General features: G+C 40.8%; 14 protein-coding genes. All 14 read right to left on the bottom strand.

Annotated elements, in window-relative coordinates:
* Window positions 1-471: 471 nt before the first annotated feature.
* Entirely contained in the window at window positions 472-1,623 is a 1,152-nt protein-coding gene (locus tag NSB25_RS19245; protein ID WP_103239028.1) for an alpha-1,2-fucosyltransferase, read from the bottom strand.
* A 33-nt stretch (window positions 1,624-1,656) separates the two neighbouring features.
* The gene (locus tag NSB25_RS29475; protein ID WP_103239029.1) at window positions 1,657-2,742 is read right to left on the bottom strand and encodes an FkbM family methyltransferase; all 1,086 of its coding nucleotides are present in this window, start codon (window positions 2,740-2,742) and stop codon (window positions 1,657-1,659) included.
* Between the two features lie 383 nt (window positions 2,743-3,125).
* On the bottom strand, window positions 3,126-4,292 hold the full coding sequence (locus NSB25_RS19235) for a radical SAM protein (RefSeq protein ID WP_103239030.1): 1,167 nt from the start codon (window positions 4,290-4,292) through the stop codon (window positions 3,126-3,128).
* A gap of 27 nt (window positions 4,293-4,319) precedes the next feature.
* A complete protein-coding gene (locus NSB25_RS19230; protein ID WP_172455030.1) occupies window positions 4,320-5,267 on the bottom strand; it encodes a glycosyltransferase in 948 nt (315 codons plus the stop codon).
* A 20-nt stretch (window positions 5,268-5,287) separates the two neighbouring features.
* A complete protein-coding gene (locus NSB25_RS19225) occupies window positions 5,288-5,860 on the bottom strand; it encodes an FkbM family methyltransferase (RefSeq protein ID WP_103239032.1) in 573 nt (190 codons plus the stop codon).
* Window positions 5,839-6,222 carry a hypothetical protein gene (locus tag NSB25_RS19220; protein ID WP_103239033.1) on the bottom strand — a complete coding sequence of 128 codons (384 nt, stop codon included), beginning with the start codon at window positions 6,220-6,222 and terminating at the stop codon, window positions 5,839-5,841. Before NSB25_RS19220 ends, NSB25_RS19225 begins: the two co-directional genes overlap by 22 nt.
* Before the next feature lie 69 nt (window positions 6,223-6,291).
* Complete coding sequence (locus NSB25_RS19215) at window positions 6,292-6,711, bottom strand: secondary thiamine-phosphate synthase enzyme YjbQ (protein WP_103239034.1); 420 nt, start codon at window positions 6,709-6,711, stop codon at window positions 6,292-6,294.
* Window positions 6,704-7,321 (bottom strand): SDR family NAD(P)-dependent oxidoreductase, encoded by a 618-nt coding sequence (locus tag NSB25_RS19210; protein WP_103239035.1) that lies wholly within the window; start codon window positions 7,319-7,321, stop codon window positions 6,704-6,706. The genes NSB25_RS19215 and NSB25_RS19210 overlap by 8 nt, the downstream gene beginning before the upstream one ends.
* A gap of 5 nt (window positions 7,322-7,326) precedes the next feature.
* Entirely contained in the window at window positions 7,327-7,941 is a 615-nt protein-coding gene (locus NSB25_RS19205) for an IspD/TarI family cytidylyltransferase (RefSeq protein ID WP_172455031.1), read from the bottom strand.
* Between the two features lie 19 nt (window positions 7,942-7,960).
* A complete protein-coding gene (locus tag NSB25_RS19200) occupies window positions 7,961-9,211 on the bottom strand; it encodes a CDP-glycerol glycerophosphotransferase family protein (protein WP_103239037.1) in 1,251 nt (416 codons plus the stop codon).
* Window positions 9,212-9,251: 40 nt separating this feature from the next.
* Window positions 9,252-9,449 carry a hypothetical protein gene (locus NSB25_RS19195; protein WP_103239038.1) on the bottom strand — a complete coding sequence of 66 codons (198 nt, stop codon included), beginning with the start codon at window positions 9,447-9,449 and terminating at the stop codon, window positions 9,252-9,254.
* Between the two features lie 77 nt (window positions 9,450-9,526).
* Window positions 9,527-11,113 (bottom strand): AAA-like domain-containing protein, encoded by a 1,587-nt coding sequence (locus tag NSB25_RS19190; RefSeq protein WP_103239039.1) that lies wholly within the window; start codon window positions 11,111-11,113, stop codon window positions 9,527-9,529.
* 309 nt (window positions 11,114-11,422) lie between these two features.
* Complete coding sequence (locus NSB25_RS19185; protein ID WP_103239040.1) at window positions 11,423-11,971, bottom strand: Uma2 family endonuclease; 549 nt, start codon at window positions 11,969-11,971, stop codon at window positions 11,423-11,425.
* A 731-nt stretch (window positions 11,972-12,702) separates the two neighbouring features.
* Complete coding sequence (locus NSB25_RS19180; protein WP_103239042.1) at window positions 12,703-14,091, bottom strand: Gfo/Idh/MocA family oxidoreductase; 1,389 nt, start codon at window positions 14,089-14,091, stop codon at window positions 12,703-12,705.
* Window positions 14,092-14,122: the final 31 nt, after the last annotated feature.

The raw sequence follows: 14,122 nt of genomic DNA, 5'->3' as shown, positions 1-14,122 counted from the left end.
TATTCGACTGCAGGGTTAATCTGAACACTATGTAAAATATCAATTTTTTCTTCCAGAACAAAACACTCTACCTCTGACGCATTCCCGCCACACCCTACCAAGTTAATTGCATACAGATTATATGCTGTACAATAAGGCATTATCTTATAACGCATTTTATGGCTTTTACATTTCTGAATGAATTTACTGTTAGATTCCCCGTTAAGTCCACAGGGAAGAACCACTGTCACGTTGTGGAAAGAACGCATAAGTAATGCCTGCATAAACAGAGTCTGATCCGCTCCCCCCAAACAACTTTTTTTCTCGCTCAAAAAATAGGCTATATTTTTCTTCTTCATACTTTTATGATTGACATTGCAAATATATCAGAGTCTTCCTTGGGATTTCGCCTCCCATCACATCAAAAAAGCCCCTTACATATTCTCAGATTTCATATCAATCTCGCTCCTGATATTCTCACTATTTTCACCACTAAATAGCAATCCATTCCGGCGGACACCAATCGCCCGCCTCCCACCGATTTCTCCACCTCTTCGGTCCGATTACAATTTTATCCGGGTTCTGGTTCAGCCAGGCCCCCCACCAGCCAAATGTACTGTTCGGTATAATGTTGTGCCTGCATATGCTCATCAAATACATGTCATACCAGTCATGATATGTTGTGAACATATGTTTTTCTATATACAATGCGTTCTTTTCTTCTATATTATCCTTTACCCAATCCATATCATTAGAAAAGAAGCAAAAAAAGGCATTGGGACATTTTCCCTTTATATAAGCGATTGCTTTTAAATAGTATTCATCTGTACATAGCCCCCCTATTTCCCGCTGGTATTTGGCCGCCAAGAAATCGCCGCGTCTTATATGAACTGCCACGGTTTCTTTCAATTCCAACAGAGATTTTATTTTACATAGTTCACTATTATTTTTTATAGAAAATCTAAAATCATCTAAAAGCTCCCGTCGAATTAATCCTGCATATTTATAGGAACAATGGAAACCCTCTATATAACCTGTTTTCATTTCCAGCAAACCTCTATTGAAGGTCTCTTTTTCCTTTCCCCGCGGCGGTTCTTCTACATACACCCTTCCCTCTTTTAGATAATACTCCTTTTCATTTGGATTGCAGTACTCAAAGCTTATTTGAGGAAACACCTTTGGCAATTCAAACGGCATCATATCAGGTTTTATATATGCTGATAAGTCTGCTTTGACCTTTTTCCCCTGTTTTAAAAAGTTCCTGTATAACGCATATTGAAACATCTGATTTCCCAGTCCATTACTGAACGCGATAATTATCTCATCCTTTTTTACCTGATAATTATCTTCTGGGCATAATTCCTGCATCTTCTCTTCAATGCGAAAAACAATTACCCCTCGGATATTATAATCATGAAATAATTGCTTTTTTATTTCTGTTTCATATCTCTTGTTTGCGATTATTACTGTATATTCTCGATTTCTCAAAATTTCAGGCGGACGTACCGGAATCCCATTATGCTGCGTGCCCCATATGCTTTTGTCATTATCGATATAACATGCAATTTCGATATCCTCTCTATAGTAGTAATATGCGGCTTTCCCCCATTCTCCCGCTCCAAATATCACTGCCTTTCTCTTCATCAATATCCGGCCCTCTCAAATCTGAAAATATAATTATTTTTTACAATCAACCGCATATAACACGGTATCTCCATTTGCAGCTCCGTAATACCTCATATAAAAAGCATACTCCCTGTTATATTCCAACAGTAATTCTGGGATTCTCCATATGTCAGATTTTTTATGATACATGGAGACTGCCATTACCGGATGCTGATTTCTGATAATTTTCTCTGCCCCCTTTAAAACCTTTACTTCGTGTCCTTCCACATCTATCTTTATATATCCAACAGGACGATTTTGAAGAACATTATCCAGTATCTGGGTTCGTATCTTTTCATTTCCGCCTTCTCCCAGATAAGACATTTCTCCGCTGCCCATAACGCTGACATCCTGCTCCATATCCGATAACGCAACATTAAAAAGCTCTATATTAGGATACGCCTTTAACTTCTCACGGCATACTTTATAATTCGTCATATCCGGCTCAAACGCATATATTTTTGCCTTATCATTATCCATCCATCTCATATAGTCCAATGAATCTTTTCCATCATAACAGCCAATATCAACAAATGACTTCTCTTTTTCTATGACAGCGCGGATGCAGTCCGTGGGAAAATACATGCCTTTCGCGCTCTCAGCGTCAAAATCATTGAGCACATATATATCTTCCGGAAAAACACCCTTTTCCAGTAAATTGTCCTTGATATCCTGTGCACCTTGCATATTAGACACAATAATGGTCATTCCCTGTGTATATATGCTTAAAAACTGATTCAAATCTAATATTTTAATATTATTATAAAATTCCCCATTTCTATTAATATCAATAAATCCACCCCAATTATTATCTGGAAATAGTTCTGCCAGCCGTTTTCCCCTTATTCCTGCACCATATATATACTTCAAGCTGCCATCTTTACACAGTACCTCATTCAGCCTTTTCCCGCCGGGCGTATGTATCAATACGCTCCGCATATATGAATAATCTCCGGTCAAGCTGACCAATAAGCGTCCGGCAAATATTCTCTGTGATTTTTCATCCAGCATCCTTCCATATACCTGCGTTATACCATTAAGGAATTCCGGTATATTCTGTGCATCATCCTGATATGGAAAACAAATTCTTTCATCCACTGCCTTTCACTCCTTCACTTTAATTTCATATCAATTTCTTGTTTTAACGCTATACTATACTCCTCCATACATTGTCACACAGCCACTTTCCCATGGCGCTACCATATATATTCCTTTACATATTCACGCCAGTCCATCTTTGTTTCAGTAAGCACAAAGGATGCTGTATTCTCCATTCTTTCTCTTAAGAAAGAATTACTCCATTGAATTCCTAAAGCATCCTTGAGGCAATCATACACGGGAACCTATCTCTTTTAACAAGACATTAGTAGGATGTGCAACATCATAAAACAATTGTTGCCGATAATATTCTGTACTCTCTCCCTGTTCCCCACAACAAACATCTCATCATACTTTTTACTGCTCCTATTTTACTGATAGCTTTAATATTCTATGTCTTTCTGCTGCGAGGCCACCTCTACCTTTTCCGCATTTCCCGGAGTAAACCCTCTGCATTTTCTACAGAAATTAGTATATCCCTTTGTCGTATATCCCAAGCGAAATTCCACAAGCTCTTTCTTTTTTTCCGGTCCAAACTGAGTCAGCTCATACGCCTCTTCCAAATCCTGCTCCCCAGCAATCCCCGCCACTGTGGCATAAGCCGCATAATTACAGCTGTACAGCTTTCCATCACGCAATTCCTGCCAGGACTGATTGCATGAACTTCTATACGCCTCCATTTGCGCCTCCGTCATTCGGGAATTATCTGTTCTCTCCGGTGCCAAATCAATCCAATTATCCACTTTATTAACATAGTACTTAATGTGATATTCTTCCAATTTACAAATCAATTTATCAAAATTCTCTTTATAACAAGGAACTGCTTCGCGATAATCATCAACCACAATCTCAACATTACATTCGGATATTTTTTTCAACACTTCATCCCCAGGTATTATTGTCCCATTCGTTACCGTGCGCAAAGTATCTATCCTGTCCCCATACTTCTTATCAATATACTCTATCAAATCCGCTGTATGTTTATATAACATGGGTTCGCCGCCACTTACATGAAACAGCATAATATGATCTACACAGGAAAAAAACAAATCCAGATCCCTTACCAGCTCCCCCCATTCCCTCACATAAAACTTTTCTGCAAAAGGATTAAAATTAAGGCAGTGTCTGCACTTTAGATTACATACTGTACTCGGCAAAAATGATATGGCAGAAAAATACACCTTATCATACTTGTACACATGATATACGGATACAAATTCTTCAATATCAAAAAAATGTTCATTCCTTATATATCCTCTTTGTCTCAGCTGTTCAGTCGGCATTACTCTGGCATACTGGGACATTGTAATAATAATTCCCTCGTCATTATTCAGTGTGACTTCTTCCAGGGAATAACATCTCATCCCATTAATAATCTGTCCCTGCTTGGAAGAATCATTATCAATATAGCCTTTTATCTGAATTTCAGAAGAAAAAATCTCAATAAACTGCCTTCCATAATCACCTGCTCCAAACAAATAAAAGCTTTTCTTTTCTGCCATCCTTTCATATGCCTGGTCATATTCATGACCTCTATTTATCCATCTCATAACTCTCTCCATTTGCACTGTATCAGTCTATTGTTTTAATAAATTCTTATACCTTTGTATCCGCTCCGGATACTGCATATTAAGCGCTACATATTCTTGCTCATATTTCTCCATAAATGTTTGAAACTCTTCTATTGCACTTCTATGCCCCTGTGCAATCGCAATCTCTGCGGCATTGCTGCTATGATATGCCAAGAACCGTTTTACATAATTAATAATCCTTGGATTAATATGTTCTTCTTCAAATCTTTGGATTACCATTTCATATGCCTTTAAACTGTCTCGTAATTTCCGGACATCCTTTGTATGACATCCTGAGCTTTCCCTTTGAAGATAATGATAGAAAGCTCTATCTACATATTTTGCCTTTTTTGTATTCAAAGCGGCTTCTGCCAGATAAAGTACATCTCCCCCAAGTTGTAGTTTCTCGTTAAATAAAAACAAATTACCCTGCCTGTCACTTAGAACCTCCCTTGTATACAGCTTATCCCACATATAGGCAAATCCCCGATAGGAATCGCGCATATACAAGTATGTTAATAATTCTTCTTTCCCGAAAACCATTTCACTTACAGGCAGTTTATTTACAATTTCCTGGCTGAGAGATGCCGATTCCTTATACCAGCTGCCAGCTGCCAAATCAACATTTTCTTTTTCCAATGTTTCCGCAAGGACTTCATACATTTCCCGGTCAATCCAATCATCACAGTCACAAAAAGCAATATATTGGCCCTCGGCCATTTTTAATCCGGCATTTCTTGCACTGCTTTCACCCTCGTTTGCTTTATGCAACACTTTAATCCGCTTATCCCGATCAGCAAACGCATCTACAATCTCACCTGAACCGTCCGTAGAGCCATCATCTATACAAATAATTTCTATATTCGGATATGTCTGATTGATAATACTTACAAGACAACGCGGAAGCTCATTTTTAGTGTTATAAACTGGCACAATGACCGATATTTTCTTCACCGAAATACACCTCTTTAACCTTATAATAACTCTTTCGCCAAATATATCCCATTACTTCTACTGGATGCAAAATGGACATATCCCTTTTCTTCTAATACCGTACCTATTAAATCAGTTCCACATACGAAAGTCTCCACACAAATTATCTTTATCCTATATTTCTCCGTATCCAAGGCATGAATCAAACTCAAATCCATTCCTTCCGTATCTAAATCCAATATATCCACCCTGCCACCGCAATATGTTTCGATAATATGGTTTATGTTATCAACAGGAATATCTAAATGCTCTATAAAACCCAGCCTTTCAGCTTCCACTTCACTGAATGTATTATGTCCTACAAACGAGGGATTAGGTGATATATAATATTTTAGATACTGGCTTTCATCTGCACATACTCCCATGTTCAATAAAATATTTTCCGGTCTATAATTCTTGATAAGTTTACACATGTCCGGATTCGGCTCCACCAGAACACCCTTTTTGTATCCATGCTCGTAAAGCATATATGTATTATTTCTAATAACTGGATGACAAACTCCAATATCAAGATAAGTGGGATTTTTTAAACTCAGGCGATTGAGCATCTGCATAAACAGCAGATCTTCTCCACTTTCGGAATAGAAGTCTCTACCCCCCCAAGTAATGCTGCTACTACTATATCAAAATTTTTTACATGCTTTGATGCCTCTTGCTCTACAGCCTGCTCAATGTTTGGAAACACGATAAAACATATATATTTATCTCTTATTCTATCCAGAATGTCTACATTTGAGATTTTCATCCCACATATGGTTTTCCCTTCCAATCTCCTGTCGATATCAATCATATAATCCAGCGAGAACAAATATGGATTGTATTTCAAAAGATATTCATTTCTACCGACACCCCAGCCAACCAACACATCATACTTTTCCCGCAATTCCTCTATTGGAATACGTTTCGTGATTGTCATAGTCATATCCTCTCTTTCATTCTTTCGTTCCAACTATGTCATTACCGCTAATTCCAAATCATGCTTCTATTATGAATAATAAGTAATAATAACCTTCCGTTCCCTTGCCGGATCAAATTCAATCAAAAACACATCCTGCCACTGCCCCAGCTGCATCCTGCCGTCCTGACAGGGAATATTTGCATCACTGCTAAAAAAAAGCTGTCTCATATGGGAGAAACCATTTATCCTTTCATTGATCGGTACATTCCTGATTCCGATCATATCATGCCGATAGCCTCCGTCTTTAGGCCATGTTTTTGCCAGGTAGTCCTGCACATCACTTAAAAGCAGTATTTCTCCTTCCATCACTTTGATCGCACAGGTTGTATGAGCCACAAAGACATTTACTATGCCCATTCCCATTTCATCTTTTATCAATTCATTAATTTCCGATTTCAGGCTAATAAACTGTTTTTCTGTTTTTACGACAATTTCTTTTTTAAGCATTTAGCAAATCTCCCACATTCTGCAGATTAACGTTTATATGCTCACCCGACGCATATTTCCCCTCAACGGCATATAAAACAATCGTCGCAAAATCATCCGGTCTCAATAATGTCATTTTATCTTCATCGGGATACAGCCCCCTTCTCATTTTCGTATCAGTTCGGCCGGGTGATACACAGACCGCATAAACGCCATCTTCAGCCCAACATTTAGTTGCCATGACAACTGCAGCCTTTGACGCACAATATGAGCTCCATGTGCCGTGAATTTTAGTTGCTGCCGAGGAACCTATGTTAATGATTCTCGCTTCCTTATTCATTTTCAGAACAGCCGCCGTACAATTAAATAATCCAAATAAATTTATATCAAATGCCTTTTTCTCTTTTTCCATATCGCAATTCTTAATGGATTGTGGAAAGACATATCCGGCATTGTTGATTAAAATATCGGGCACAAAATTTTCTACATATTTCGTTACCACATCTATTTCGGTAACATCCATTACGTCCTTTCCGGGGGCTTTAACTTCATATCCACCATGGGCAAGCAACCTACTTGCAATAGCCTGCGCTATATCCCCCTGACCACCGGTAATTAATACTTTTTTCATGCCATTTACTCCTCTATATCAAAAATTTCCATTAAACTCTCAATAATAGGCAAATCTCTCTTATATGTTACTTTGAACAAATTTTCCGTTGTTTCTATCAGATGTGGCTTGATTCCATAGAATTCAAACATTACCCTTGTTTCATCCGTCATATTCTTGAACTTGCCAGAATAAAGCGCCCGACAAATCAACTGGTAATCGAAAGCCTGAGGTGTTAGTAATTCGTACATTTCTTCACGATTTATATAGATTCCTTCTCTTTTAATGATCGTATTGACCAGGGGCATTACAAACGAAACAGAAGGTGCATTATCATAAAGAATTTCTTCTATTTGTCGCTTCGTCACCAATGGCCTTGCCGCCTCGGCAATAATCACCCTCTCAGTGTTGGGAGACAATTGATGCAGCCCCTTAACGACTGATTCCGTCCTTGTTTCTCCTCCCGGTATATCAACCCCTACTACTACAATGTTATCGCTTTGGGTCACGGCATAAATTTTATCATAGACATGCCGCCATAATGTTTTCCCTTTTAGCTCGCAGAACTGTTTTTCCCCTTGAAATCGCTCACCTTTTCCACCTGCCAGCACAACGGCTCCTATATACTTTTCAAAATTCATCCGTATATTCATTCCTCACTTATTTATTCATATAGCTCTGCACCCTGTCAGCCACTCTTCTACTTGCATTTCCATCAAACACCAGTTTAACTGAACTTTCAAATTGCTTCATCATTGATATATATTTGCTTTCCTGAAAGTTCAAAATATTTTCTTCTAACTCATCATTATTCTGTGCAATCGAATACGGCAACACCACATCTATCTTCGGTGTCATTTCTTTATTATTCGTAACAGGCATTTTAGAATCTGTAGACATATTCCACAACATGCTGCCTCGCTCATTCATATACTTTTCAATATCATCTGCGTAAATAAAAACCGGGATATGTGCATAGCTGGCATCCATCGCCGCGCTTGAATAATCTGTAACAAAGGCATCCATTGCTGCCAATATCTCATACAGATCGTCTGCCCAACTTACGTCAATTACTTTTTCCTGCAGGAGTCTCTCTCTATGTTGTTTGATTTCTGGAGCTACTTGCGGGTGTAGTCGCAGGCAAAGATACCAGTCTCCCTCAAATCGAAGTTTTAAATTACGCAATAGCTGTTCGAAATCCAGTGTCCACTCCTCTGAAAACACAGTTCTTTTTCCGTTGGTTGCACTTTCCCGAAAGGTAGGAGCAAACATAACTACCTTAGCCTCTTTACTTATTCCAAATTGTTTTCTGAATGCTTCTTTATATTGGGAACGATTCCCATACAAAACATCGCATCTGGGTGCCCCTGTTCGTAAGCATTCGCCATTATATACCAATCCTTTCGGCCATACCTCTTCACACCATTCTGAATCTATTATTGCATCATCAATCATATCAGAATCATTTTTGCTAACAAGATATGCCATATTGGAAAAGGCTTCGCCTCTCCACAATCCCATACTTTTAAATCCAATCGTTCCATGCCATGTGTTAAGATAATATTGTCCTTTTCGCTTGCATGTTCCATAAGGCTTGCGATAATTATCTATCCATACTTTTGATGTGGAAAGCCAGTATGCCCTGCTCCATAATGTATTAGGGACTTTTTTAACATATGAAGGAAATTCCTTTTGCATATTATTTACAAACCATATAAATTCATAATCTTCACTTCTTCTATGTAATTCCTGCACTATATATTTAGGGTTACAACCAAATCCCCCTTTTCCCTCAAATGTACATATGCTGACTCTATTCCGTTTAATAGGAAATACTCTGCAAAATATAAAAAACAATTTATTTGCAAATGCTATTAATTTACGATGGCATATATACATTCTCTCATTCATTACTGTGACTGCCTGCCCAATTCTAATTTTTACTTATAATTCATTCAAAAAACTGTTTTTTCTTCACAGGTCCATCCCCTTCAAGATGAATACGGAGTATCTGCCCCATAGCTGTCGTCCCTGCCTTCAAAAAATGTTTTATCTGAAATTTTCCTCTTACTGCACTATGGCTTTGGAAATTCATTAAAAAATCTGATGTAAAAGTAACAATTCCATACTTTACATCAGATTCACTCATAATTCTCTATTCTATTTTTACACATTTCCTGCCAGTAATAACACTTTATTCAAAATGCACATCGGAAAAGGCCTCTATCACACCACCGCCTCCACGATTTCCTTCTCCCCAACCGCGATGCTCTTCACACCAATCTCCTTCTTCTTGTTAAAATTGAAGCTAAGCATATACCCCTTCTTCTGCCGGAAGTACTCCAGGTAGTCCACAAGCTGCTTTTCCCCTCTCTCATTGTACTCGTTCCCATGCCAGATCTTCATCTCCACCACGAACTGCTCGCCCCGGTAATCCACCACCACATCCGTCCGCCCCGCATCCCGGGTCTGGGCTTCCAGATAATAATTCCCTGTGCCGTTGATAATGGGCTTCAAGTACAGCAGAAAAAATTTCCGCCCGTACTTTTCGATAAATTTCTCATCATTGTCGCCATATACTTCATGAAAATATTCCACAAATTTCTCAAGCACACGCTCCATATCAAGCCTGCCATCCCGGATAAATTGATTTACGTCACTCAGTCCCTGTTTAAATGCATCACTTCCGACTGATTCCTCTGTTATAAACAGATTCATCAAACGCATTTCAAAGATACGATTAGAAACAGCCACATGTCCATCCTTTTCTTTCAGAAATCCAAATACGAGCCCCATATTAATTGGTTTTGTATCCGGACTGTATGATAGTTTCTGCCCTTCATACAGGATTTGTTTCAGCACATCCTTCAGATCCGGATACAAATCCAGCTGTCGTACCATGCTGTCAAATAAAGGAATTCTTGCCTTCAAAATCTCTGCTACCGCTTCCCTGATTCCTTCTCCCGACCAGATACTCCCCTGATCCACATACCCCTCATATTCAGGCAGACGTTCATCCAATATCTTACAGATAGCGGACACCAGATACGGATAGCCAGATGTATATTGATAAATCTCCTCCGCAACTGCAGCCGTATCCATTCCTGTCCGCTGATCCAACTCATATTCCTCAAGCATATTCCTGATCTGAGCGGAGGAAAGTTCCATTTCAACATTGAATTCCGCCGCGATATTCCATGGACTGTTATATTGATGCTCTTCCTCTGGGCGAATTTTTAATTTCAGATTCTTAATGTCATATACCCCCGCAAGGATAACCGAATGAAATGCAGGCTTCTTCCCTCGTTTCAGGTAATAGCCTCGAAGCTGAGCCAGAAAATCCAGGAACACCTGATAGTTTCCCCCATGATCTACCTCATCCGCCATCAGCACCACTGGCCTGGAGACTTCTCCGCAAAACCGGCTCAATAGACCAAACATCTCGCCCAGCGTCATCTGCCTGTCTTCCCCAGCACCAGTGACAGCCTGTTCCAGCCCGTCTATATCTACGCCCTTTCCCTGCAAAGCCTCTGTGAACAGTCTCAGAAATGCCCGCGTGAAGGTAAATTCATCCCGATATTCCGCCGTACTGATTTCCTGGAAATCCACGGAAACGACGATATAGCTGTCCTGCAGATACTCTTCCAATGCATACAATGTAGTCGTCTTCCCATACTGCCTGCCTCTGTTAATCACGAAGTATTTCCCAGGGTCTACAAAGCGCCGTTTTATCTCGCCCACTCTGTCATCCAGCCGCACCATATAGTGCATCATCGGATTACATTGTCCCTCTGTATTAAAATAGCGATTCATCCTTACCGTCCTCCGTTCCAAAACGATGCTGTACAGCTTTCATGGAGACATTGTACCATGACCTGTAACCTCTGTAAACAGGAGGCCTCCAAATCTCCAAATCTAATGTAAAGTATGAAATTGTCAAGGTGCCGTCATCATGTGATCATAAATAAAAATCCTGGTATAAGCCACAGATCACATCTTCCATGCTTATATCAGGATTTTATATCCAGATTATTTACTTATTACTATTACTGATTCTGTCACTACAGTCACAACAACTTGGACGCGACATATTTCCTTAAACGTCACCCCTACATCCTGCCATCAATAAATAAAGATATCCTCCAGCGTCATCGTAATCGGAAAAGCGCGGAGTGTTATCTCCTGTCCAAGATTATAATGCTCGCTTTCCTTGTCATCATCCACAACATAGGATTCCTGCAGCCGATATTTGCCATCCACCAGATAATAGATTTCCACGGCCCTCTCGACAGGGGAGAGAATCCAGTATTCCTCCACTCCGCAGGATTCATAGATATCTTTCTTGATTCCCCTGTCCCGCTTTACTGTGGATGGGCTTATGGCCTCCGCCACAAATTTGGGCGTACCATAATAGGAATTTCCCCTGATAGCGCTTCTGTCACAGCAGATGATGAGGTCCGGTTCGAGATAATCATCGTTGTCCCTGGAATACTTATAGTCAATATTCTCCATGAACACCAGGCACATGCTGCCTTTCAGTCCATTCTTGATCTTCGCGAAAATCTGTCCTATTACCTGGCTGTGTTGATACGCAGGCGCCGGAGACATATCATAGATAACACCGTTGATTTTTTCATCCCGGACTCTCTCTGGCTTTCTCTCTTGCGACATGACGATCCTCCCATCTTGTGGCTTTTTATCTGCCTTTCCTGCCAACATAGTCCCATATGCATAGCCCGCACATGGTATTATAGATGTTCATTCGGCCATTTTCTTCCTCGAATAAGGTTATTCTACCATGATTATAGTTCAATCATGGTATGGATGGCCATTCGGCCGTTTCATGCCGGGCATATGTGCATATTCTACCATGATTATAGTTCAATCATGGTATGGATGGCCATTCGGCCGTTTCATGCCGGGCATATGTGCATATTCTACCATGATTATAGTTCAATCATGGTATGGATGGCCATTCGGCCGTTTTCTACCAAGAATATGGTCACATTATACCATGTGCGCAGAAAATCAAGCGGCTCCGAAGGAGGCATTTGATTTTCCAGCCATGGATTACCAAGTATAATGCATCACAGCGTGATGACAAGTCAGCTTATGCTGACTTGGATTCTGCGAATGCAGAATCATTATACCATAGACACGGAAAATCCGCAAGCGGGAGCCAACTGGCGTTATGCATACACCGGCGGTTCGTTTCCTGATATAAGTATGAAATTGTCAAGGTACTGCAATTCAAATTCCCAGGTATCTTACAGTTCAGTGTCCTGTCCAAACTGTTTCGTACAGATACCCTGCAAGACAGGATGCGCTGCCTTGCAGGACACCCGTACAATGGCATCACTGACGAGTACCGTTCTGCTTAAGTCTCCTGTTCATCCATCCCTTCATAGCCGCCCTTCCGCCTTCAGGAATTCCTCCAACATCCCGGCCAGCGCAACTGATTCCCCTCGGGTCAGCTTAAACCCGTTGTCATCCTTTCCGTTGATCATAGACAGAAAGTCGCTGATTTCATAGCGCAGTCCGTCTCCCAAAAAACGCTCGGAATACTTTTCTACCTGTTCGGAATCCTCGTAATGCACCTCAAAGTAAGTAGTCTTCCACCATGGCGGCTCCGCCACGATATAGCCCTTTGTCCCGGCTATCAGGAGTCTGCCCTCCGACTTGACTCCCAGCCCGCAGGTGACTGTGGCGATTCCCCCGGGATACCGAAGAGATACCCTGGTAAAAATGTCAAGCCCGTTCTCCCCAGTTATCGTATCGAAATGAATCCTCTCGTAATCTTTCCCAAAAAGCTTTAAGACCGGCAGCATACAATAGCTGCCCAGCTCTGTGAAACTGCCGCCATACCTGCGGTCTGTCAGCTCTCTCGTTCCGGGAGCCTCCAGCTTCGTGAAGCAGGCCTCCACGTTACAGATATTTCCGATGATGCCGCTGCAGGCAATACCCAAAAGCTTTGTGAAGCCCGGGCAGTATGCGGTCTTAATCCCTTCAAACAAAATCAGCCCCTGCTCCTTCGCATACCCAAATAATTCCTCCGCCTGCGCCCGCTGCAGTACCATAGGCTTTTCACACAGGACGTGTTTTCCATGCTCCAAAGCTTCCTTGATATACCTATAATGCGTTTCATGGGGGGAAGCGATATACACCACATCCACTGCTTCAAAGAAATCCTCTCTGTCAGAATAGGCATCTACTCCCCACTTCTCAGCAAAGTTTACCGAACTCTCCGTATGAGGATTATAGACTCCCTGCACATTGACTCCGCTGACAAGCTTCGCTTCTACAAGAAATCGGCCTGCGATTCTGCCGGTCCCTATCATCCCTATCCTTTGGATCTGCTGCTTCTGCTCCCGCAGCATGGTACTGGAAATATTCTTTGTCCGCTCCAGGTAGACCACTTTACAATAATCCTTCAGGTAATCAAAATTACCTGTCCAGTCGGAGCCTACCGTAAAAATGTCGATATCATACTTTTTGACATCGTTAAACTTCTGCCCCTGTGTCTCCTCAATGATGATTTCATCCGCAAAGCCGGTCTTTCTCACATTCTCAATCCGTGTGGCCAGAGAATCCACCACATTCAGCTTTCCTCTGGTTCTGTCATACGTCTCTGTAGTGACACCCACAATCAAGTAATCTCCCAGGCACTTCGCTCTCTGAAGCAATCGGTAATGTCCCTGGTGAAAGAGGTCAAATGTTCCATAGGTAATTACTTTAACAGGCTTTTTTTGTTCTGTGGAATTGGGGGATTCCACGGAAGTTTTCTGTTCCATTGTTATCTCCCTTCCCGGAATTTTTCTTTCT

It is taken from the genome of Acetatifactor muris (assembly GCF_024623325.1).
GTDB lineage: Bacteria > Bacillota > Clostridia > Lachnospirales > Lachnospiraceae > Acetatifactor > Acetatifactor muris.
The sequence above is the reverse complement of the archived record's forward strand: the minus strand, read 5'-3'. Positions and strand labels throughout refer to the sequence as shown.

Bases quoted from the DNA above. Each gene is read 5' to 3' on its own strand.
- NSB25_RS19220 (WP_103239033.1), bottom strand. From the start codon at position 6,222: ATGACAATCACGAAACGTATTCCAATAGAGGAATTGCGGGAAAAGTAT.
- NSB25_RS19225 (WP_103239032.1), bottom strand. From the start codon at position 5,860: ATGCAGATGCTCAATCGCCTGAGTTTAAAAAATCCCACTTATCTTGAT.
- NSB25_RS19200 (WP_103239037.1), bottom strand. From the start codon at position 9,211: ATGAATGAGAGAATGTATATATGCCATCGTAAATTAATAGCATTTGCA.
- NSB25_RS19195 (WP_103239038.1), bottom strand. From the start codon at position 9,449: ATGAGTGAATCTGATGTAAAGTATGGAATTGTTACTTTTACATCAGAT.
- NSB25_RS19245 (WP_103239028.1), bottom strand. From the start codon at position 1,623: ATGAAGAGAAAGGCAGTGATATTTGGAGCGGGAGAATGGGGGAAAGCC.
- NSB25_RS19210 (WP_103239035.1), bottom strand. From the start codon at position 7,321: ATGAAAAAAGTATTAATTACCGGTGGTCAGGGGGATATAGCGCAGGCT.
- NSB25_RS19190 (WP_103239039.1), bottom strand. From the start codon at position 11,113: ATGAATCGCTATTTTAATACAGAGGGACAATGTAATCCGATGATGCAC.
- NSB25_RS19205 (WP_172455031.1), bottom strand. From the start codon at position 7,941: ATGAATTTTGAAAAGTATATAGGAGCCGTTGTGCTGGCAGGTGGAAAA.
- NSB25_RS19235 (WP_103239030.1), bottom strand. From the start codon at position 4,292: ATGAGATGGATAAATAGAGGTCATGAATATGACCAGGCATATGAAAGG.
- NSB25_RS19215 (WP_103239034.1), bottom strand. From the start codon at position 6,711: ATGCTTAAAAAAGAAATTGTCGTAAAAACAGAAAAACAGTTTATTAGC.
- NSB25_RS19180 (WP_103239042.1), bottom strand. From the start codon at position 14,091: ATGGAACAGAAAACTTCCGTGGAATCCCCCAATTCCACAGAACAAAAA.
- NSB25_RS19185 (WP_103239040.1), bottom strand. From the start codon at position 11,971: ATGTCGCAAGAGAGAAAGCCAGAGAGAGTCCGGGATGAAAAAATCAAC.